10 protein-coding genes are annotated in these 22,247 nt (G+C 75.2%); 5 read left to right on the top strand and 5 right to left on the bottom strand.

From position 1 onward, the window contains the following. Positions 1-26: 26 nt before the first annotated feature. Positions 27-1,745 carry an ABC transporter substrate-binding protein gene (locus ACIRVF_RS28520; RefSeq protein WP_402823742.1) on the bottom strand — a complete coding sequence of 573 codons (1,719 nt, stop codon included), beginning with the start codon at positions 1,743-1,745 and terminating at the stop codon, positions 27-29. Between the two features lie 182 nt (positions 1,746-1,927). After that, positions 1,928-2,020, bottom strand: coding sequence for an Ms4533A family Cys-rich leader peptide (locus ACIRVF_RS28525; RefSeq protein ID WP_402823745.1), 93 nt, complete (start codon positions 2,018-2,020; stop codon positions 1,928-1,930). A 141-nt stretch (positions 2,021-2,161) separates the two neighbouring features. Between ACIRVF_RS28525 and ACIRVF_RS28530 the strand changes: the two genes are divergently transcribed. From ACIRVF_RS28530 to ACIRVF_RS28540, 3 genes are read left to right on the top strand one after another with little or no spacing between them, the layout of a single operon-like run. After that, positions 2,162-3,046 carry a MetQ/NlpA family ABC transporter substrate-binding protein gene (locus ACIRVF_RS28530; RefSeq protein ID WP_402823747.1) on the top strand — a complete coding sequence of 295 codons (885 nt, stop codon included), beginning with the start codon at positions 2,162-2,164 and terminating at the stop codon, positions 3,044-3,046. A 3-nt stretch (positions 3,047-3,049) separates the two neighbouring features. Next, on the top strand, positions 3,050-4,114 hold the full coding sequence (locus ACIRVF_RS28535; protein ID WP_402823750.1) for a methionine ABC transporter ATP-binding protein: 1,065 nt from the start codon (positions 3,050-3,052) through the stop codon (positions 4,112-4,114). Further along, complete coding sequence (locus ACIRVF_RS28540) at positions 4,111-4,773, top strand: methionine ABC transporter permease (RefSeq protein WP_402823753.1); 663 nt, start codon at positions 4,111-4,113, stop codon at positions 4,771-4,773. The genes ACIRVF_RS28535 and ACIRVF_RS28540 overlap by 4 nt, the downstream gene beginning before the upstream one ends. An 11-nt stretch (positions 4,774-4,784) precedes the next feature. On the opposite strand, the gene ssuE is transcribed toward ACIRVF_RS28540, so the two are convergent. Genes ssuE through ACIRVF_RS28555 form a run of 3 tightly spaced genes read right to left on the bottom strand, consistent with a single transcriptional unit; the run spans position 4,785 to position 7,542 of the window. Continuing rightward, the gene (ssuE, locus tag ACIRVF_RS28545) at positions 4,785-5,324 is read right to left on the bottom strand and encodes an NADPH-dependent FMN reductase (protein ID WP_402823756.1); all 540 of its coding nucleotides are present in this window, start codon (positions 5,322-5,324) and stop codon (positions 4,785-4,787) included. Between the two features lie 50 nt (positions 5,325-5,374). After that, the gene (locus ACIRVF_RS28550) at positions 5,375-5,608 is read right to left on the bottom strand and encodes a phosphopantetheine-binding protein (RefSeq protein ID WP_402823759.1); all 234 of its coding nucleotides are present in this window, start codon (positions 5,606-5,608) and stop codon (positions 5,375-5,377) included. Then, on the bottom strand, positions 5,605-7,542 hold the full coding sequence (locus tag ACIRVF_RS28555) for an HAD-IIIC family phosphatase (RefSeq protein WP_402823762.1): 1,938 nt from the start codon (positions 7,540-7,542) through the stop codon (positions 5,605-5,607). The genes ACIRVF_RS28550 and ACIRVF_RS28555 overlap by 4 nt, the downstream gene beginning before the upstream one ends. A gap of 276 nt (positions 7,543-7,818) precedes the next feature. Here ACIRVF_RS28555 and ACIRVF_RS28560 point away from each other — a divergent pair, with 276 nt between their 5' ends. After that, a complete protein-coding gene (locus tag ACIRVF_RS28560) occupies positions 7,819-8,070 on the top strand; it encodes a DUF6059 family protein (protein ID WP_402823765.1) in 252 nt (83 codons plus the stop codon). 277 nt (positions 8,071-8,347) lie between these two features. Then, positions 8,348-22,240, top strand: a complete 13,893-nt coding sequence (locus tag ACIRVF_RS28565; RefSeq protein ID WP_402823768.1) for a type I polyketide synthase — start codon at positions 8,348-8,350, stop codon at positions 22,238-22,240. Positions 22,241-22,247 lie beyond the last annotated feature (7 nt).

The following is a 22,247-nucleotide window of genomic DNA, read 5'->3' on the forward strand; positions in this document are numbered from 1 at the left end:
CCGATCCGATCCGTTCCCTGCCGCCGCTACTTGACCGCGACCTGGGAGATGTCGAGTACCCCGGTCCAGTCGCTGATGACGACGCCGCGGACGTCCTTGCCGTAGAGCCGCTTGTAGACGGGGTGGAACAGCGGGACGGTGAGGGCCTGGTCGCCGAGGCGCTTGTCCAGGGCGCCCCAGAGCCTGGCGGCCTCGGCGTGGTCGGTGACCTTGTTGATCCGGTCGATCTCGTCGTTGACCGAAGGGTCGTTCAGCTGGGCGGAGTTGAAGTTGTAGCCGTCGGTGACGACCTGCCGGCCGTCGAATATCGGGGCGAGGAACGGCCCGCCGGAGGGCCAGTCGGCGCCCCAGCCGGCGAGGAAGAGGCCGGGCTCGGTGCCGACGGTGTGGATCGTCTTGGAGTACTTGGTGGAGTCCAGGGCCTCGAGCTGGACGGTGATCCCGGCCGCCTTCAGGCCGTCCTGGACGGCGGTGGCGAGGTTCGGGCCGTAGCCCTTGCCCGACTCGGTGGAGTGGGTGAGCGTGATGGTCAGGCCGTCGGGGTAGCCGGCCTCCTTCAGTGCCTCCTTCGCCTTCTCCGGGTTGCCGGTGGCGCCCGCCGGGAACGGGTCGTACGGCGTGTACCCGAAGGCCTCCCGGGCGGGCAGGAAGGTGGTCGCGGCTTCGGCGAGGGAGGAGCCGCCGGCGGCGTTGACGACCGAGGTGCGGTTGAGCGCGTAGGCGACGGCCTGGCGGACCTTGGGGTTGTCGAAGGGCTTCACCTTGGGGTTGAAGGCCAGGTAGTTGACGTAGCCGAAGTGGCCGGTGCCGACGCGGGCGGCGAGGGCCTTGTCGTCCTTGATCTGGGCGAGTTCGGAGGGCCCGAGGTTGGTGTCGGTGGTCACGGCGGCCGCGTCGGCACCGGTGCCGGCGGAGAGCCGCTGGTTGATCACCGCCGGGTCGAGGCCGGACTGCACGTCGACGGTGTCCGGGTACGCCTTGCGCTGGTCGTCCGTGGCCGGGGACCAGTTGGGGTTGCGCTGGAGGACGAGGTGTGCGCCGTCGTTCTCGTTCTTGACGACCTGGTAGGGGCCGGAGGAGACGGGGTGGTCCTGGTACTTGGTGCCGGTGTCCTTGGCCCTGGGGACGGGCGCGAACTGCGTCTGGGTGGCCAGGTACGGGAAGTCGCCCTCGGGCTTGTCGAGGTGGAAGACGATCGTCTTCTCGTCCGGCGTCTGGATGGCGTCCAGGCCGCGGCCGTCCTTGTACGGGCCCTGGTAGTCCGCGGCGCCGGTCAGCCAGTCCCTCAGGTACGGCGCGCCGCCGGAGAGTTCGGGGGCGAAGGAGCGCTCGATGCCGTACTTGATGTCAGCGGTGGTGATCGGCGAGCCGTCCTCGAACTTCAGGCCGTCCTTGAGGTGGTACGTCCACACCGAGGCGCCCTCCGAGGGGGTGCCGGTGTCGGTGGCGAGGTCCGGGACGACCTTGGTGCCGGCCGCGCCGTCGGCCCGGTTGCGGGTGGTGAGGGTGCGGAAGACCAGGGAGGGCACGTTGCCGCCGCCGGAGGTGTAGAGCCGCGCGGGGTCGAACTGGTCCTGCGGGTTCTGGTTGAGGACGGTCAGGGTGCCGCCCTTCTGCGGCGCCGCGTCCTTGGTGGCGCTCGTGCCTCCGTTGGCCTTCGGGCCGCACGCCGCGAGTCCGACGACCAGGGCGGCGGTGACGGTCGCCGCGGCGAGGCGGCGAGGGGCGAAGGTCGTTCGAGACATGGGAGAGGGAGCCTTTCGCTTCCGGGGGCGTGCGGAGGAGGGCGTGCGGGGGAGGGCGTGCCGCGACGGGCGCGCCGTGGAGGGGTGCTGAGGAGGCGTGCGGTGCCGCGTTCGCGGCGGGGGAGTCGTTCCGAGGCGTCCCGCGGCGTGGGTCGGCGCCCGGCGCGTCTGGGCGGGGAGGGTCAGCGACAGAGGGTGTCGGCGACGCTGTGCGGGGCCACGCCGATCAGCGCCAGCTCGATGGCGGCGCACTCGAACGGGTTCGGCTCGGACATGGCGAGAACACTGAAGGACTGTCGGCGGAATGTCAAAGGTCCGGGCGCCGGGAGGGCTCAACTGTTGCCCGGTGTTGCACGTTCATGAACAAAATCCTTCAAAAACAAGGTCATCGACATATTCGACCTACGATCCTCGGCATGCTGAGCACCAAGAACCGCCGCTATGCGGCCACCGCCGTTGCGGCTCTCCTCGCGACCACCGCACTCACCGCCTGCGGGGGCCAGGGTTCCGAGGGGGCGGGAGGCCGGATCCGGATCGGAATCTCCGGCAGCAGTTCGGACTGGGACGTCCTGGCCAAGAAGGCCAAGGCCGAGGGCCTCGACGTGGAACTGGTCACCTTCGACGACTACTCGCTCCCCAACAAGGCCCTGGCGGCCGGGGACATCGAACTCAACGCGTTCCAGCACCTGGCGTTCCTCAGCCAGTTCAACGCGGCCAACCACACCGACATCGTGCCCATCGGCGCCACCGCCATCGCCCCGCTCGGGCTGTTCTCCAGGAAGTACAAGTCCGTCGGCGAACTCCCCGACAAGGCCCAGGTCGTCATCCCCAACGACCCGACCAACCAGGGCCGCGCCCTGCGGGTCCTGGAGCAGGCGCAGCTGATCAGGCTCAAGGACGACACGGGCCTCCAGGGCACGCCCGAGGACATCAACGACAACCCGAAGCACCTGAAGATCACCGCGGTCGACGCGCAGCAGACCCCGCGCGCCCTCCAGGACGCCGACGGCGCGGTCATCAACAACGGCGTGGCCGGGCAGGCCGGGATCGACCCGACCACGGCGATCTTCCAGGACGACCCGAAGAACGCGTCCACCCGGCCGTACATCAACGTCATCGCCGCCCGGGCGAAGGACAAGGACAACGCGACCTACCGCAGGATCGTCGAGCTCTACCACTCGCCCGAGGTGCAGAAGGCCGCCGCCGAGGAGTCCAAGGGCGCCAAGGTGCTCAGCGACCTCGACCCGGCCGCCCTGCAGGCCGAGCTGGACGCCCTGGCGAAGGCCGCGAAGGCGGGCTGAGCCGTGATCGAACTCCGCAACGTCACCAAGACCTTCCCCGGGAGCGGGAAGTCCGCGCCCTTCACCGCCGTCGACGACGTCTCCCTCACCGTCCCGCGCGGGAGCGTCTTCGGCGTGATCGGCCACAGCGGCGCGGGCAAGAGCACCCTGCTGCGGCTGATCAACCAGCTGGAGCGCCCCACCTCGGGCAGCGTCCTGGTGGACGGCCAGGAGCTGTCCGGCCTGAGCGAACGCGGGCTGCGCCCGCACCGGCGCGGGATCGGCATGGTGTTCCAGCAGTTCAACCTCTTCAACTCCCGGACGGTGTACGGCAACACCGCCTACCCGCTGAAGCTGGCCGGACTGCCGCGCGCCGAGGTGCGGCAGCGGGCCGAGGAGGCGCTGCGCTTCGTCGGCCTCGCCGACCTCGCGCGCCGCCACCCCGAGCAGCTCTCCGGCGGACAGCGCCAACGCGTGGGCATCGCCCGGGCGTTGGCCGCCTCGCCCAAGGTCCTGCTCAGTGACGAGGCCACCTCGGCGCTCGACCCGGAGACCACCGGGGAAGTCCTCGCGCTGCTGAAGCGCGTCAACGAGGAGCTGGGCATCACCATCGTCCTGATCACCCACGAGATGGACGTCATCCGCCGGATCTGCGACCGCGTCGCCGTGATGGACGGCGGCAGGGTGGTGGAGAGCGGCGAGGTCTACGAGGTGTTCGCCAACCCGCAGCACTCCACCACCGCCGCCTTCGTCCGCTCGGTCCTGCCCGAACGGCCCGCCGGCGCCACGCTGGAGCGGCTGCGCGAGCGCCACCCGGGGGCGCTGGTGACCGTCCCGTTCCGGCACGACGGCGACCTCGGGCGGGAGCTGTCGCGCCTGCTGCGCCGGTACGGACTGGACTTCTCGCTCGTCTCGGGCGGGATCAGCGAGGTCGGGCAACGGCCCCTGGGCAGCGTCACTCTCGAACTGCACGGCACGCAGGCCGAGGTGGCCGCGTTCCTGGCCGATCCTCAGCTGGCCGGGGTCGTGGCCGACGGTTCCGGAGCGCAGGATTCCGGGACGCACGGTTCCGGGGCGGTGGCGGCATGAAGGTCGACTGGGAGCTGTTCCGCCCCAAGCTGATCGACGCCACCGGCCAGACGCTCTACATGGTGCTGATCACCCTGCTGCTCTCCTCGGTGCTCGGGCTCGCCCTGGGCCTGCTGCTGTATGCCACCCGCAAGGGCAACCTGCTGCAGAACCGGCCCGTGTTCGCGGTGCTCAACCTGCTGATCAACCTGGTGCGCCCGGTGCCCTTCATCATCGCGATCATCGCGCTGGCGCCGCTGACCAGGGTGGTGACCGGCACGATGATCGGCACGGACGCGGCGATCTTCCCGATGGTCGTGGTGGCGACCTTCGGTGTCGTCCGGATCGTGGAGAACAACCTGGTCTCCGTCGACCCGGGCGTCATCGAGGCCGCCCGCGCGATGGGGGCGGGGCCGCTGCGCGTGCTGCTCACCGTCCTCGTGCCCGAGGCGCTCGGCCCGCTGGTGCTCGGGCTGACCTTCGTCCTGGTCGCCCTGATCGACTTCTCCGCCGTGGCCGGGACGGTCGGCGGCGGCGGGGTCGGCAACCTGGCGATGACCTACGGCTACCAGCGCTTCGACACCCCGGTGATGGTCGTCACCGTCGCGGTCCTCATCATGCTGGTCCAGGTGGCGCAGTTGGCGGGCAACCTGCTCGCCCGCCGGCTCCTGCGCCGGTGACCGGCGCCGCCTCAGCCGACGGGGGTCGGGAGGGCGTCGGCGAAGCCGGTGACCACCCCCTCCAGGGCGGTGGCGGCGGCGGGCGAGAGCTCGGTGGTGCCGTCCTGGGCCGTGAGGATGTCGCGGTCCAGGACGAACCAGCCCTGGGTGACGTGCGCGGCCCCCATGCTGGTGAGCACCGGCCGCAGGGCGTAGTCCACCGCCAGGACGTGCGCCGGCGAGCCGCCGGTGGCCAGCGGCAGCACCGTCCTGCCTGCGAGGGCGTACTGCGGGAGCAGGTCCAGCAGGCACTTGAGCAGGCCCGAGTAGGCGGCCTTGTAGACGGGCGTGCCCACCACGACGCCGTCGGCGTGCTGCAGCAGGTCGGCGACCTCGAGGACGGCGGGATGGGCGACGTCCGAGCCGGTGAGCACCTCCGCGGGCAGCCGGCGCACCTCCAGGGCGGTGACGTGGTGGCCGCGGGTTTCGAGCTGCCGGGCGGCCACCGTGAGCAGGCGGGCGGTGCGGGAGACGGGGGAGGGGCTGCCGGAGAGGGTGAGGATGCGTGCCATGGGAACCTCGTTCGGGTGGTGCGACGGGTGGGTCGGGTGCGCTGTGCCGTTCAGCCGGAGGCGATCCGGTGGATCTCGGCGAGGGTGCGGGCGCCGAGCAGGTCGGGCAGCGACAGCGGGCGGCCGCTGAGGCGTTCCAGCGCGGTGAGCAGGCTCAGAAGGTGGAGCGAGTCCCAGCCTGGGAGGTCGTCGAAGTCCGCCTCGGCGTCCTCGGGGCCCAGCGGCAGGCCCAGTTCGGTGGCGGCCACGGCGATCAGTTCGGCGAGGCCGGCGGGGGCGGTCATGCGTCTGGGTGTCCTTCCAGGAGGCCGGCCAGCTCGGCGTCGAGGCGCAGGTGGCCGGGCGGGGGCAGTTCGGTGCCGAGGTCGTGGCGGAAGGCGAGGACGCCGTCCGGCCGGGCGGGCTCGTCGGCGGGGGCGAAGCCGTACCGGGGCAGGAGGTCCCTGACCGTGCCGTTGCGCGGGCCGGGCCGGTAGTGGCCGGTGACCTCGCGCAGACCGCTGCGGGCGGCCAGGTTGAGGACGGCGGAGAGCACCGCCTGCTCGATGCCGCGGGAGAACACCCGGCAGCTCAGCAGGAAGTTGTCGATCCGCAGAGCCTCGCCCTCGCGGGCCAGGAAGACGGCGCCGACCAGGCCGTTGTCGCCGAAGCGGTCGGCGGAGCGCACGGTGAGCACCCCCGAGCCCTCGGCGGCCGCGAAGGCGGCCACCTCGGCGGGCTGGAGGCGGCGGGTGGTCAGGTTGAACTGGTTGGTTCGCAGGGTGAGTTGGGAGACCCGGGGGAGTTCCTCGCCCGCCAGTGGGCGCAGTCGGACCCGCACGTCCAGCTCGTTGAGGTAGTCGGCGAGCGAGGCGAACCCCTGGAGGAAGTCGCTGCGGGCGACCTCGCCCCGGTACAGCTCGGTGCGCCTGTGGTCCTCGCCGGTCAGCCGGCGGACGTCGAACCAGCCGTCGGCCAGCAGCCGTTCGACGTGCAGGGCCGGCTCCTCGCCCACCGCCACCACCGCCACCTCGGGCAACTCCCGCCGCACCAGGCCGCGTTCGAAGGGGGAGTCGTCGACGAAGACGAAGGCGGAGGTGCCCAGGTTGAGCGTCTCGGCGAGGTCGGTGAGGCCGGCGGGCTTGGGGCGCCAGTCGGCCGTCACCCGGACGAAGTCCGCTTCGCGCAACGTCATCTCGGGATGCTCCCGCAGCACCGTCAGGACCGGCTCGCGGTCGTTCTTGCTGACGGCGGCGAGCAGGACGCCCTGGGAGCCGAGCTGCTTGACCACCCGCTGGAAGGCGCGGAACGCCTCGCCGCGCTGTGTGCCGCCCGCCTCGACGCCCTCCGGGCCGTCGTCGCCGAGGACGCCGCCCCACACCGTCTGGTCCAGGTCCAGGGCGAGCACCTTGCTGGTCAGCCCCGCGAGGTGGCGGGCCAGGTGCCCGGCCTCGCGGGCGTAGGCGGCGAGCAGCGGCTCGGAGAGGTGGGCCTTCGCGTACACGTCGAGCCGGGGATCGGTGACGGGGACGCCCTCGGCGAGCAGGGGGTCGAGGTCGAGCACCACCACCGAGGAGTTCTCCTCGCCCAGCCGCAGCAGCCGGGCGTTGGCCTCCCGCCAGAGGGCGCCGAGCCGGGCGCGGGACTGGTGGTCGATCAGCTGGTGCGTCCAACGGCGCGGCAGCGGGAGGGTGTTGAGGACCAGGATGCCGCGGGCCGTGGCCGCGAAGCGGGCTGCCAGGGCGGTGATCAGCTCGACCTTCGCGTCGAGCGCCCCGGCCACGTCCTCCGGGCGCCAGGGCAGGGGGACCTCGTCGAAGACCACAGCCGGGTCGAGCAGGCAGAGCGTCAGGTCCGGATCGGCGGCGTAGAGCGCGCTGCCGGGGTCGGAGAGCTCGAACACCCAGCTGTTGAAGCTCGCCACGTACGGGCGCAACAGGATCCCGTGGCGGGCGAGTTCACCCGTCAGCGGGGCGACCAGCGGGCCGACGGTGCCGTGCCCGAGGACAGCGACGGTGAGCGTCGGGGTGCCCGGGTGGGCGATCAGCACCTCCGCCGGGTCCAGGCCGGCCAGGATGCGGCCGACGTGCGCCGTCCGGGCGGTGGCGGTGGAGGTGGCCGTGGTGGCTGTGGCGTCGGCCTCGGCGAGCAGGGCTCGGACGGTGGGGTACTCGGCGGCGAGGCGGCCCTGACGGCGGAGCTCGAGCAGGGTGTGGACCGGGTCGGCGGTCGTTTCCAACGGGGCTCTCCGATCGGTTCTTGCCGGTTCTTTCCGGATCTCGCCGGTTCGCTGCCGGGGCCGGGGCTGGCGGCTTGGGGCAGGGGAACGGGGTTGCCGGGCCATCCTGGCCGGACGGGCTGAACCAGGCCTGAACCCGGGGTCGTTCAGGGCCGGTTCAGGGCCGCTTTCGCCGGACCCCGGAAAGTGGCTGGCTCCCTGCGGCCCCCGACCCGGGGCCGCGCGGCCCGGACACCCCTTCGGGCCTGACCCCCTTCGACCCCGGGAGGTACCGGGATGGACGTACGGCATCTGCGGTCGGGGCGCCGGTACCGGGCCGCCGCCTGGGCGCTGCGCCACCTCCTGCTGCCGATGCGGTGGCTCGCCGTCGGCTGGGCGCCGATGCCGGGCTGCGACGGTACGGAGTGGTCCCCGCCCCGGCCGTCACCGTCCTGGGGGCCGCCGCCCGGGCACCCCGAACGGCTGCCGGCCGGGGTGCCGCCCACGCCCGTCGAGCGGGAGCTGTGGGCGCGGCTGCGGTCGACCTGACCGCGCTGGTCCGGTCGACCTGGCCGGCCGCCCGGCGGGCCGGGTTCAGGGGCGGTTCAGCCGATCCGCCGAGCATGACAGCAGGGGCCGGCCGGGTGCGCCGGCGCACCCCGGCAGCCACGGTACTGCCGTCGCGACACCCGGCCGCCGCCCCGGTCGTCCGGTCCGTCCGGTCCCTCCCACACCTTCTTCTCCCCGGTCCCCTCCCCGGCAGCGTCCGGAGCGCCCGCCGCCCCGACATCACGCCACCACCTCGACGAGGAGCACGCACCCCGCGATGACCGCCACGCCCGAGAACCCCGCCGCCGTCCGTACCCCCGCTCCCGACGCCGCCGCCGAGCTGCTGCCCGGTTCCGTCGCCGTCGTCGGCCTGGCCTGCCGCCTGCCCGGCGCGCCCGACCCGAGGGCGTTCTGGGAGCTGCTGCTCGAGGGACGGGACGCCGTCGGCGAGCCCCCTGCGGACCGGTGGCCGGCGGACACCCCCGGCGTGCCGCGCGCGGGCGCCTTCCTGGAGCGGATCGACACCTTCGACGCCGCCTTCTTCGGCATCTCGCCGCGCGAGGCCACCGCGATGGACCCGCAGCAGCGGCTGGTGCTGGAACTCGGCTGGGAGGTGCTGGAGGACGCCGGGCGACTGCCCGCCCGGCTGCGTGACAGCCGCACCGGTGTCTTCGTCGGCGCCTTCCTGGACGACTACGCGGCGCTGGTGCACCGGCGCGGCCCGAATGCGGTGGACCGGCACACCCTGACCGGCCTCAACCGGGGCATGATCGCCAATCGGCTCTCGTACCACCTGGGCCTGCGCGGCCCGAGCCTGACCGTGGACACCGCGCAGTCCTCCTCCCTGGCGGCCGTCCACCTGGCCTGCGAGAGCCTGCGCCGCGGCGAGTCCGAGCTCGCCCTCGCCCTCGGAGTGAACCTGATCGCCGCGCCGGACAGCACGCTCGGCGCCGCCTGCTTCGGGGGCCTGTCCCCGCAGGGGCGCAGCCGGCCCCTCGACGCGGCCGCCGACGGGTACGTCCGCGGCGAGGGCGGCGTCGCCGTCCTGCTCAAGCCGCTGGCACGGGCCCTGGCGGACGGCGATCCGGTGTACGGCGTGCTGCTCGGCAGCGCCATCGGCAACGACGGCGCCACCGACGGCCTGACCGTTCCCGGCGTCGACGGCCAGGCCGCGGTGCTGGCGGCCGCCTACCGCAGGGCCGGGGTGGGGCCGGCGGCCGTCCAGTACGTCGAACTGCACGGCACCGGGACGGCGGTCGGGGACCCGGTGGAGGCCGCCGCCCTCGGACGGGTGCTGGGTGCCGGACGCGCCGGGGACGCCCCGCTGCTGGTCGGTTCGGCCAAGAGCAACGTGGGCCACCTGGAAGGGGCGGCGGGGCTGGTCGGCCTGCTGAAGACCGTGCTGGCCCTGCACCACGGCGAGCTGCCGCCGACCCCGCACCACCAGATCCCCAACCCCGCCGTCGACCTGACGGCGCTGCGGCTGAAGGTCGCCACCGAGCGCAAGCCCTGGCCCGTGGCCGCGCCGCAGGAGCGGCTGGCCGGCGTCAGCTCCTTCGGCATGGGAGGGACGGACGTCCACGTGGTGCTGACCGGTGCGCCCGTACCGGCGGTGCCCGCTGCCGTGCCGGCCGCCCTGCCCGCGCCCGTGCTGCTCTCCGGGCGCGGCCGCCCGGCCCTGTCCGCGCAGGCCGCCGCCCTGCGGGCCCACCTGGAGGCGCACCCGGCGCTCGGCCCCGCCGACGTCGCAGGCCCGCTCGCTCTCACCCGGACGGCCTTCGAGGACCGCGCCGTCCTGGTGGCCGAGGACCGCGCCCGCCTGCTCGTCGCCCTGGACGCGCTGGCCGAGGGCCGGGAGGCGCCCGGGACGGTCGTCGGCAGCACCGGCACCGTCGGCGGCACCGCCTTCCTGTTCCCCGGCCAGGGCAGCCAGCGCCCCGGCGCCGGACGCGAACTGTACGCCCGCTTCCCGGCGTTCGCGGCCGCGCTGGACGAGGCCCTGGCCGCCCTGGACCCGCACCTGGAGCGGCCGCTCGGCCCGCTCCTGTTCGCGGAACCCGCAAGCCCCGAGGGCGCGTTGCTGGACCGCACCGAGTACACCCAGCCCGCACTGTTCGCCCTCGGCGGCGCCCTGCACGCACTGCTGCGCTCCTGGGGCGTGACCCCCGACGCCGTCGCCGGGCACTCCATCGGCGAGATCGCGGCCGCCCGTGCCGCCGGGGTGCTCACCCTGGCCGACGCCGCCGCGCTCATCACCGCCCGGGGCCGGCTGATGGCCGAACTGCCGTCGGGCGGCGCGATGGTGGCAGTCGAGGCCACGGAGGAGGAAGTGCTGGAGCGGCTGGCCGGACGGGAGGCGGAGGTTGGCGTGGCCGCCGTCAACGGCCCGCGCGCCGTCGTCCTGTCCGGCGCCGAACCGGCCGTGCTCGCCGTCGCCGCCGAGCTGGCCGCACGCGGGCGGCGCACCCGCCGGCTGCGGGTCGGCCACGCCTTCCACTCGCCGCTGATGGAACCGGCCCTGGAGCGCTTCGGCGCCGTCGCCGCCGCACTGTCGTACGCGCCGCCTCGGCTTCCCCTGGTCTCCACCCTCACCGGACGGCCGGTCGCAGCGGACACCCTGGCCGACCCCGGGCACTGGGTGCGGCACGCCCGGGAGGCCGTCCGCTTCGCTGACGGGGTGCGCGCCCTGCACGGTCTCGGCGTGCGCACCCACCTCGAACTCGGGCCGGACGCGGTGCTCACCGCGCTCGCCCGGGACACGGCGGCGGCCGACGGGCTGGGCGCCGAGGTCGCGGGCGCCGCGCTGCTGCGGCGGGGGCGCCCGGAGGCGGCGAGCCTGCTCGGCGCGGTGGGGCTGCTGCACGCCCGCGGCGGCGCCGTCGACTGGGCCGGGTACTTCGGGCCCGGCGCGGCGGGCCGGGGGGTCGCGCTGCCGACGTACGCCTTCCAGCGGGAGCGGTACTGGCCGGCTGCGGGGACGGACGTGGTGGCCGGGGCGGAGGTGGCGGCGCAGGAGCCCGCCGTGCTCCCCGCCCCCGTGGCCGAGGTGCCGCAGCGGCGGCGGCCGGAGCGCGATCTGCTGGAACTGGTCCGGGCCCAGGCCGCCGTGGTGCTCGGCCACCCCACCCCGCAGGGCCTGGACGGCCGGCGGACCTTCAAGGACCTCGGCCTGGACTCCCTCGGCGCCGTCGAACTGCGCGACCGCCTGGCCGCTGCCACGGGCCTCGACCTGCCCGCCTCCGTCGTGTACGACCACCCGACCCCCGAGGCCCTGGCCGATCACCTGCGCGGTGACGAGCGGGCGGTGTCGGTGCGGCGGGCGGCGGTGGACGAGCCGGTGGCGATCGTGGGGATGGCGTGCCGGTATCCGGGTGGGGTGGGGTCGCCGGAGGAGTTGTGGCAGCTGGTGGTGGAGGGCCGGGACGGGATCTCGCCGTTCCCGTCGGACCGCGGGTGGGACCTGGAGGCGCTCTATCACCCCGACCCCGACCACCCCGGGACCACCTATGCCCGGCACGGCGGATTCCTCGACGGCGCCGGCGGGTTCGACGCCGCCTTCTTCGGGATCTCGCCGCGTGAGGCGGCGGCGATGGACCCGCAGCAGCGGCTGCTGCTCGAAACCTCCTGGGAGGCGCTGGAGTCGGCGGGCCTCGACCCGGCCGGGCTGCGCGGCAGCCGCACCGGCGTCTACGTCGGCGCGACCGCGATGGAGTACGGCCCCCGGCTGTCCGAGGGGACGGACGGCGCGGACGGCTTCCTGCTCACCGGCAGCACGACCAGCGTGATCTCGGGCCGGGTGGCGTACTCCCTCGGCCTGGAGGGCCCGGCGGTGACGGTCGACACCGCCTGCTCCTCCTCGCTGGTCGCCCTGCACCAGGCGGCCGCCGCGCTGCGCGCCGGGGACTGCGACCTGGCTCTGACCGGCGGGGTGACGGTCATGGCGAGCCCCGGCATGTTCGTGGAGTTCAGTCGGCAGCGGGGGTTGTCGGTGGATGGTCGGTGCCGGTCGTTCGCGGCGGGTGCGGAGGGGACGGGGTGGTCGGAGGGGGTGGGGGTGCTGGTGGTGGAGCGGTTGTCGGATGCGCTTCGCCATGGGCATCGGGTGTTGGCGGTGGTGCGGGGTTCGGCGGTGAACCAGGACGGTGCGTCGAACGGGTTGACGGCGCCGAACGGTCCGTCGCAGGAGCGGGTGATTCGGGCGGCGTTGTCGGCGGCGGGGGTGAAGGCTTCCGAGGTTGACGTGGTGGAGGCGCACGGGACGGGGACGCGGCTCGGTGACCCGATCGAGGCGCAGGCGTTGCTGGCGACGTACGGGCGGGACCGTGAGGCTGAACGTCCCTTGTGGCTGGGGTCGTTGAAGTCGAACATCGGCCACAGCCAGGCGGCTGCGGGTGTGGGTGGTGTGATCAAGATGGTGCGGGCTCTGGCGGAGGGGGTGTTGCCCGCGTCGTTGTATGCGGGGGAGCCGTCGGAGTTGGTGGACTGGTCCTCGGGTGGGGTGGAGTTGCTGGCCGAGGCGCGTGAGTGGCCGGAGGTGGGGCGTGCGCGTCGGGCGGGGGTGTCGTCGTTCGGGATCAGCGGGACGAACGCGCATGTGATTCTGGAGCAGGCGCCGGAGGTTGCGCCTGCGCCGGAGGTGGCGGGGCCGGGGGTGGTGGCGTGGCCGGTGTCGGCGCGCAGCGAGGCCGCGTTGCGCGAACAGGCCGTACGGCTGCTGGCCTTCGCGGACGCCCGGCCGGAGGTGGACCCGGCACGCCTCGGATTCGCACTCGCCCGGACGCGTGGCGCACTGGATCACCGGGCTGTCCTGCTGGGCTCGCAGCGCGCCGAACTCCTGGATGGCCTGAGGGCATTGGCCTCGGGCGAGGGGAGTCCTGCGGCGGTGCGGGGCCGGGTGGCGGCCGGTGGCCGTACGGCGTTCGTGTTCACCGGGCAGGGGAGCCAGCGGGTGGGCATGGGGCGGGAGTTGTACGAGGCGTTCCCGGTGTTCGCTGCTGCGTTCGACGAGGTGTGCGCGGTCTTCGACCCGTTGGTGGGTCGGTCGTTGCGTGAGGTGGTGTTCGAGGGCGGGGAGTTGCTGGACCGGACGGTGTTCACGCAGCCGGCGTTGTTCGCGGTGGAGGTGGCGCTGTACCGGTTGGTGGTGTCGGCCGGTGTGACGGCGGACGTGGTGGCCGGGCACTCGATCGGCGGGGTGGTGGCCGCGTTCGTGGCGGGTGCGTTCTCGTTGGAGGACGCGGCCGTGCTGGTGACGGCGCGGGGCCGGTTGATGGAGGCGGCGCGTTCGGGTGGGGCGATGGTGGCGGTGGAGGCCACGGAGGAGGAGGTGCTGCCCGAACTGGCCGGTCGTGAGGGGTCGGTGTCGCTGGCGGCGGTGAACGGTCCGCGCTCGGTGGTGCTCGCCGGTGACGGGAAGGCCGTCCTGGAGCTGGCCGGCCAGTGGCGTGAACGCGGGCGCCGGGTCAAGCAGTTGACCGTCAGCCACGCCTTCCACTCGCCGCACATGGACGCGGTGCTGGAGGAGTTCGCCCAGGTCGCGGCCGAGGTGGCGTTCGCCGAGCCGTTGCTGCCGGTGGTCTCCGACCTGACCGGACGCCTCGCCACCGCTGCCGAACTGGCCGAACCGGCCTACTGGGCCCGGCACATCCGCTCGGCCGTGCGCTTCCACGAAGTCGTCCGCACCCTCCACGACCAGGGCGTCACCCGCTACCTCGAACTCGGCCCGGACGCCGTCCTCACCCCGCTCGTCCGGGAGACCCTGGACGAAGTCACCGTGACCGCGTCCGCCCTGCGCCGGGACCGCCCCGAAGCGCGGACCCTGACGGCCGCCCTCGCCAGGCTGGCCGTCACCGGCGCCGCCGTCGACTGGCCGTCCCTGGCCGGGGTGAGCGGCCGCATCGCCGACGCGCCCGAACTGCCCACCTACCCGTTCGAGCACCGCCGGTACTGGCTCGACCCCGACGCCACCCCGGCCGATCCGCGCGACGTGGGCCTCGACCGGGCCGGCCACCCGCTGCTGGGAGCGGAGCTCCAACTCCCGGACAGCGGTGGCCTGGTGCTCACCGGACGCCTGTCCCCGGCCGCGCTGCCCTGGCTCGCCGACCACGACATCCTCGGCGTCCCGCTCCTGCCGGGCGCCGCCCTGGTCGAGCTCGCGCTGCGGGCGGGGGAGCGTGCCGGCACCCCGCACCTGGCCGAGCTGACCCTCGAGTCCCCGCTACCGTTGCCCGCCGAAGGCGCCGCGCAACTCCAGCTCGCCGTGGGCCCGCCCGGCGCGGACGGCAGCCGGCCGCTGGCCGTGCACGCCCGACCGGCCGGGGCGGAGGAAGCGGCCTGGACCCGGCACGCCACCGGAACGCTCTCCCCCGGGGCAGCCGAGACCGCCCCCGCCTCCGACCTGCGCGTCTGGCCCCCGGCCGACGCCGACGAACTGGACGTGGAGGCCCTGTACCCCCGACTCGCCGCCGACGGCTACCGCTACGGCCCCGCCTTCCAGGGCCTGCGCGCCGCCTGGCAGGCGGCGGGCGGCATGCTCTACGCGGAGGTCGAGCTGCCCGACGGCCCCGCCGCCGACGCCGGAGCGTACGGGCTGCACCCGGCCCTGCTGGATGCCGCCCTCCACCTGCTCGCCCGGAACGGGGACACCGACGGCGCGGAGCCCGGCCTCCTGCTGCCCTTCGCCTGGCACGGTGTCACCGTGCACGCCGGGGGCGCCCCCGCAGCCCGCGTGGCGCTGCGGCCGTCGGACGGCGGCTACCGCCTCGACCTCGCCGACGGGCGGGGCGAGCCGCTCGCCGCCGTCGCCCGGCTCGATCTGCGCCCCGTCGCCCCGGAGGCGCTGGCCCGCAGCCTGCGCACCACCGTGGGCCGCTCCCTGTACTTGCTCACCTGGGAACCCGCGCCGGCCGCAGCCCCCGGCGACGACGCGCCCTTGGCCCTCCTCGTCCCGGAGGGGCAGGGCCCCGGGCTCGACCTGCTGCCCGCCGCCACCCCGGTCGCCGCGCTCGCCGAGCTGCCGGATCCGGTCCCGCCGACCGTTCTGCTCCCGTACGCCACCCCGGCCGGCGCCGAGGACCCGGCGGAGGCCACCCGCGCGGCCGTCCGCGCACTGCTGCCCGTGCTCCAGGAATGGCTGGCCGAGCCGCGTTTCGCGGCCTCACGGCTGGTGCTGCTCACCCGGGGTGCCGTGTCGACCGGCGCCGTCGATCCCGTCCGAGACCTCGCCGGCGCCTCCGTGCGGGGACTGTTCCGCTCAGCGGCTGCCGAGCACCCGGGCCGAGTGGCCCTGCTGGACGTGGGTGAGGGCGAGCGAGCAGTGCCGACAGCCCTCCGATTCGACAAGGAAACAGAACTGGCGGTACGTCAAGAAAAGGTCCTCCGCCCGAGGCTGACGATCGCCGAAGCTCACGACGGGCGCCCGGACTTCGGCGGCGGGAGCGTCCTGCTGACCGGCGCGTCCGGCGCGCTCGGCGCGCTGGTCGCCCGCCATCTGGTGCACACCCACGGCGTCCGGGGCCTGCTCCTGCTCAGTCGCCGGGGCACCGTCGAACCGGGCCTGGTGGAGGAGTTGGCGCAGGCCGGAGCCGCCGTGGCGACCGTCGCCGCCGACGTCGCCGACCCGCAGGCCGTACGGGCGGCCCTGGCCCAGGCACCCGACGGGCTGCCCGTCACCGCCGTGCTGCACGCCGCCGGCGTGGTCGACGACGGCGTGACCGAGGGGCTCACCGCCGAACGGGTCGGCGCCGTGCTGCGGCCCAAGGCCGACGGCGCCTGGGCGCTGCACGAGGCGACCAGGGAGCTGCCCCTGCGGGCCTTCGTGCTGTTCTCCTCCGTCGCCGGGCTCCTTGGCACCGCCGGTCAGGGCCCGTACGCGGCCGCGAACTCCTTCCTCGACGCGCTCGCCGCCCACCGGCGCCAACTCGGCCTGCCCGGACTGTCGTTGGCCTGGGGGCTGTGGGACGGCGACGGCATGGGCAGCCGGCTCTCCGCCGCCGACCTGGCCCGGCTGGCCCGGACCGGCATCGCCCCGCTGCCCCCCGCCGAGGCGCTCGCCCTGCTCGACGAGGCCCTCGCCTCGCCGCACCCGCTGCTCGCGCCCGTCCGACTGGACCTCGCCACACCCGCCGCGGGCGGCACGGCCCTGCCCGCGCCGCTGCGCGCCCTGGCCCGCCCGGCGGCTCCGCGCCGCGCGGCGAGCACCGTACGCGCGGCCGGACCCACGCCCGGCGCCGCGCCGCTCGCGCAGCGTCTCGCGGAGCTTCCGGAGGCCGAACGCGCGCTGCTGCTGAGCGAGTTGGTCCGAACCGCCACCGCCTCCGTGCTCGGGCACAGCGGGCCGCACGCCATCGAGGAGGACCGCTCCTTCACCGAGCAGGGCTTCGACTCGCTGGCCGCCGTCGACCTGCGCAACCGGCTGAACGCGACCACGGGCCTGGCCCTGTCGAGCACCCTGGTCTTCGACCACCCGAGCCCGGCAGCCCTGGCCGCCCACCTGGGCGAGACGCTGCTCCCGCAGCTGCCGCAGTTGGGCAGCGACGCCGGGGACCGGCCCGCGCAGCCGCCGACGGAGGCGGCGGACGACCCGATCGCGATCGTCGGCATCGGCTGCCGCTACCCCGGCGGGGTGCGCTCCGCCGCGGACCTGTGGCAGCTGGTCGCGGACCGGGTCGACGCCGTCGGCCCCTTCCCCGAGGACCGGGGCTGGCGCCTGGACCGGCTCTTCCACCCCGATCCGGAGCGCCCCGGCACCTCCTACGCCCGGCACGGCGGATTCCTCTACGACGCCGCCGACTTCGACCCCGCCTTCTTCGGCATGAGCCCGCGCGAGGCGCTGGCCACCGACCCGCAGCAGCGCATCCTGCTGGAGACGGCCTGGGAGGCCGTCGAGCGGGCCGGCATCGACCCGGGGACGCTGCGCGGCAGCCGGACCGGCGTCTTCGTGGGCGTGATGTACGACGACTACGGCTCCCGGCTCAGCCAGGCCCCCGAGGCGCCCGACGGCTACGAGGGCTATCTGGTCAGCGGCAGCGCCGGCAGCGTCGCCTCCGGCCGCGTCTCCTACGCGCTCGGCCTCGAGGGGCCGGCCGTCACCGTGGACACCGCCTGCTCCTCCTCGCTGGTCGCGCTGCACCTGGCCGCGCAGGCGCTGCGCAGCGGCGAGGCGACGCTCGCCCTGGCCGGCGGCGTCACCGTGATGGCCACCCCCGCCACTTTCGTCGAGTTCAGCCGCCAGCGCGGGCTGGCCCCCGACGGGCGCTGCAAGCCCTTCGCGGCCGGCGCCGACGGCACGGGCTGGGCCGAGGGCGCGGGCGTGCTCGTCCTGGAACGGCTCTCCGACGCCCGGCGCAACGGGCACCCCGTGCTGGCCCTGGTGCGCGGCACGGCGGTCAACCAGGACGGCGCGTCGAACGGGCTGACGGCGCCGAACGGCCCCGCCCAGCAGCGGGTCATCCGGGCTGCGCTGGCCGCCGCCCGGCTGACGGCGGACGGCGTGGACGCGGTCGAGGCGCACGGCACGGGCACCCGGCTCGGCGACCCGATCGAGGCGCAGGCACTGCTCGCGACGTACGGGCAGGACCGCCCCGCCGGGCGGCCGCTGTGGCTGGGGTCGGTGAAGTCCAACATCGGCCACAGCCAGGCGGCGGCGGGCGTGGCGGGCGTGATCAAGATGGTCGAGGCCATCCGGCGAGGCCGGCTGCCCGAGACCCTGCACGTCGACGCGCCCTCCCCGCACGTGGACTGGACGGCCGGGGCGGTGGAACTGCTCGCCGAGGCGCGCGCGTGGCCCGAGGTCGACCGGCCGCGCCGGGCGGGGGTGTCCTCCTTCGGGATCAGCGGCACCAATGCGCACGTGATCCTGGAACAGGCTCCGGAGCCGGCGGAGTCCAAGGGCTCCCAGGAGCCCGGCGAGCCCGGCGCGGCGACACCGCCCGCGACGCTGCTCTGGCCGGTCTCCGCCCGCACCGAACCCGCGCTGCGGGCCCAGGCGCAGCGGCTGCTGGCCCTCGCCGCCGATCTGCCTGAGGAGCAACTCGCTGCAGCGGGAATGGCGTTGGCCACCACCCGGACGGCCTTCGAGCAGCGCGCGGCGGTGCTCGGCGCCTCCCGCGCCGAACTGCTGGACGGCCTGCGGGCGCTGGCCGCCGGATCGGACTCGCAGGACGTGCTGCGCGGCAGTGCCCGGGGTGGCCGGACAGCCTTCGTCTTCAGCGGTCAGGGAAGCCAACGCGTCGGCATGGCGAAGGAGTTGTACGAGACCCACGCGGAGTTCGCGGCCGCCCTCGACGAGGCGTGCGCGGCCTTCGCGCCGCACCTGGAGCGGCCGCTGCGGGAGGTCCTGTTCGAGGAGACCGGCCTGCTGGACCGCACCGCGTACACCCAACCCGCTCTGTTCGCCGTGCAGTTCGCCCTCGTGCGGCTGCTCGCCCACTGGGGGGTGCGGCCCGACGCCGTCCTCGGGCACTCGATCGGCGCCGTCGCCGCGGCCCACGCCGCCGGGATGCTCACCCTGGCGGACGCCGTCGCCCTGGTCGCCGCGCGCAGCCGGCTGATGGACGCGCTACCCGCCGGCGGCGCCATGCTGGCCCTGCGGGCCTCCGAGGCGGACGTCCTCGCCGCCCTGGAAGGACTGGAGGGGCAGACCGGTCCGGTCTCGGTGGCGGCCGTCAACGGCCCCCGGGCCACCGTCGTCTCCGGCGAGGAGGAGGCCGTCCTCGCGGTCGCCGCCCGGCTCGCCGCCACCGGCGTCAAGGCCCGGCGGCTGGCCACCAGCCACGCCTTCCACTCCCCGCTGATGGACCCGGTGCTCGACGAATTCCGCGCCGCCCTCGACGGTCTCGCCTTCGGCCGTCCGACCGTCCCGTTCGTCTCCGACCTGACCGGCCTGCCGGCCGACCCGGCGCAGACCGCCTCGCCCGACTACTGGGCGCGCCACGTGCGCGGCACCGTCCGCTTCGCCGACGGCGTCCGGGCCCTGCACGAACTCGGCACCGTGCGCTACCTGGAGATCGGGCCCGACACCCTGCTCACCACCCTCGTCCAGGACGTCCTGGCCGACGAGCCGCAGGACGTCACGGCGGTGGCGACGCTACGCCGCGGGCGCGGCGAGGCGGCGACCCTGCTGCGGGCCGTCGCCGCCGTGCACGCCGCCGGAGGGGCCGTCGACTGGCCCGCCGTCCTGGGAGCGCCCGCAACCCCGGCCCCCGGCCCGGACCTGCCGACCTACCCCTTCCAGCGCACCCGGCACTGGCTCGACGCCCCGGCCACCACCACCGGCGACGTCCGCGCGGCGGGGCTCGGCGCCGCCGACCACCCCTTCCTCGGCGCCGCCGTCGAACTCGCCGACGGCACGGGAACCGTCCTCACCGGCCGCCTGGACCTGCGCGTGCACCCCTGGCTCGCCGGCCACACCGTCGCCGGCGCCGCCGTCCTGCCCGCCACCGCCCTCCTCGACCTCGCCCTGCACGCGGGCCGCGCCGCCGGCCTGCCCGTCGTCGCCTCCCTCGACCTGGAGACCCCCCTGCTGCTCCCGTTCGAGGGCGCGCTGCACCTCCAGGTCGCGCTGGACCCGGCGGGCAGCACCGGCCAACGAACCGTCCGCATCCACGCCCGGCCCGAGGGCGCAGCAGCCGAGGTGACCTGGACCCGCCACGCCACCGGCGTGCTCGCCCCGGGGGCGGGGGCTGAGGCCCCGGACTCCGGCAGCTGGCCGCCTCCCGGCGCCGAGGCCGTCGACGCCGAGGAGCTGTACGCCGCCCTCGCCGCCCACGGCCTCGGCTACGGCGGCGCGTTCCGCACCGTCACCGCCGCCTGGCGCCGGTCCGACGGCGCTCTGTGGGCCGACCTCGCGGGCCCCGCCGAAGGCGCCCGGGACGCCGACCGGCGCTTCGCCGTGCCGCCCGCCGCCCTGGACGCGGCCCTCCACCCCTGGGCACACGCCGGCCTGCCCACCGACGGCCGCACGACGCTGCGGCTGCCTGTCGCCTGGCGCGAGGTCCGTACGTACGGGCCCGTCCCCGCCGGACCGCTCCGGGCCCGGATCACCCCGGACGGGGAGCACCGCGGCGCCGTCACCCTCTACGACGCCGAGGGCGCCCCGCTGCTGCACGCCGCCGCCCTCGAACTCGCCGAGGTGCCGGCCGAGCGCTTCAGCACCGCCCGCCCCGCCGACCCGCTCCTCCTCCCCGACGTCCTCCCCCTCGCCCTCCCCGCCTCCCGGGACCGGGCGCCGCTGGTCACGAGCCTGTCCGACCTCTCCGACCTTTCCGACCTCTCCGACCCCGTGCCGGCGGTCGTCCTGCTGCCCCTCCCGCCCCTTCCGGTGGACCTCCCCGTCCCCGAACAGGTGGAGCACGCCACCGCCTGGGCCTTGACCACCCTGAGCACCTGGCTCACCGAGTCCCGGTACGAGGCGTCCCGCCTCACCGTCCTCCTGCCGACCGTGGCGGAGGGCAGCCCCCAGGCACTCGCCGCCGCCGCAGCGGGCGGCCTGATCCGCTCCGCGGCCGCCGAACACCCCGGCCGCGTCCTGCTGGTGGACACCGACCTCCCGGCCGACCGCCTCGCGGAAACCCCCGCCGTGACCTGGCCCGATGACGAACCCCACCTCCTGGTCCGAGCCGGCCGCATCCTGGCCCCGCGCCTGACCCCGGCCCCGGCGACAGAGCCCGGCGCAGGCGCCGGGGGTATCGAAGGACTGGGCTCGGCGGCAGTCCCGGCGGCGGAGGGTGAGGCCTCTGCAGCCGACGGTGTCGTGCCTTCGGATTCCGGCGTGGCCGCGTCGGAGGCCGGGTTCCGCGACCGGCCGTTCGGTACCGGGGAGGTTGTGACCTCCGAAGGCGCTGCGGCGGAGGCGAGCCTTTCTGGCGGGGCGTTCGGCGCCGGGAGCGTGCTGGTGACCGGTGCGTCCGGGGCGCTGGCGGCCGTGCTGGTGCGGCACCTGGTGGAAGCACACGGGGTGCGCGGTCTGGTGCTGCTGAGCCGCAGCGGGCGGGTGGCGTCCGGACTGGTGGAGGAGCTCGCCGCCCTGGAGGCCGAAGCAGTGCCGGTCGCGGGAGACGTGGCCGATCCGCAGGCTGTCCGGGCCGCGCTGGCGCAGGCACCGGACGCTCTTCCGGTCACCGGGGTGGTGCACGCCGCCGGTGTCCTGGACGACGGACTGGTCGAGGGCCTGACTCCGGAGCGGGTGGCCGCCGTGCTGCGGCCGAAGGTCGACGGCGCCTGGGCGCTGCACGAGGCGACCAGGGAGCTGCCCCTGCGAGCCTTCGTGCTGTTCTCCTCCGTCGCGGGGGTGCTCGGAACTCCTGGGCAGGGCTCGTACGCGGCCGCGAACTCCTTCCTCGACGCGCTCGCCGAGCACCGGCACGGACTGGGCCTGCCCGCACTGTCCCTGCCGTGGGGGCTCTGGGAGGGCGAGGGTATGGGGGAGGGCCTGAGCGCGGCCGACCGGGCGCGGATCGCCAGGATCGGGATCGCCCCGCTGCCGGCCGCCGGCGCCCTCGCGCTGCTGGACGAGGCCCTGGCCACCGGCCGTCCGGTGGCGGTCGCGGCCCGGCTGGCGGCGCCCGGTGCCGGCGGGCCCGGTGGCCCGGCGGCCGCACTGCGCGCCCTTCTTGGCGTCGGGACGGCGGCGGTCGCCTCCACCCCCACCCCCGCTCCCGCCTTGACGGACCGCCGCGACGCGCTGTCGGAGCTCACCCCGCCGGAGCGCGAGCGGGCCGTGCTGGACCTGGTGCGCCGATCGGTCGGCGAGGTGCTCGGGCACGCCGATCCGGCTGCCCTGCCGGTGGACCGCGGACTGCTGGACCTGGGCCTGGACTCGCTGACGGCGGTCGAACTCCGCGGCCGCCTGGGTACCCTGCTCGGGCTGCGGCTGCCGAGCACACTGCTCTTCGACCACCCCACTGCGGCCGCGCTCGCCCGGCACCTGACCGCCCTGATCGCCCCACCGGCGCTCGGGAAGCTCACCGCCGTGGAGACGGCCCTGGCGGACCTCGTCGCCCAGGAGCACGACCCCGGCGAACTCGACGAACTGGCCGCCCGCCTCCAGTCAGCCCTCGACCACCTGCGCGCCGCCCGCGGCACCGACCGGACCGGCGGCTTCGCCAACCGCCTGGACGAGGCCGACGGCGACGAACTCTTCGACCTCCTGGACGAACAACTCGGCCTGTAGCGACCCG

The sequence above is a fragment of the Kitasatospora sp. NPDC101157 genome, from assembly GCF_044768255.1.
In the GTDB taxonomy this organism is placed as follows: Bacteria; Actinomycetota; Actinomycetes; order Streptomycetales; family Streptomycetaceae; genus Kitasatospora.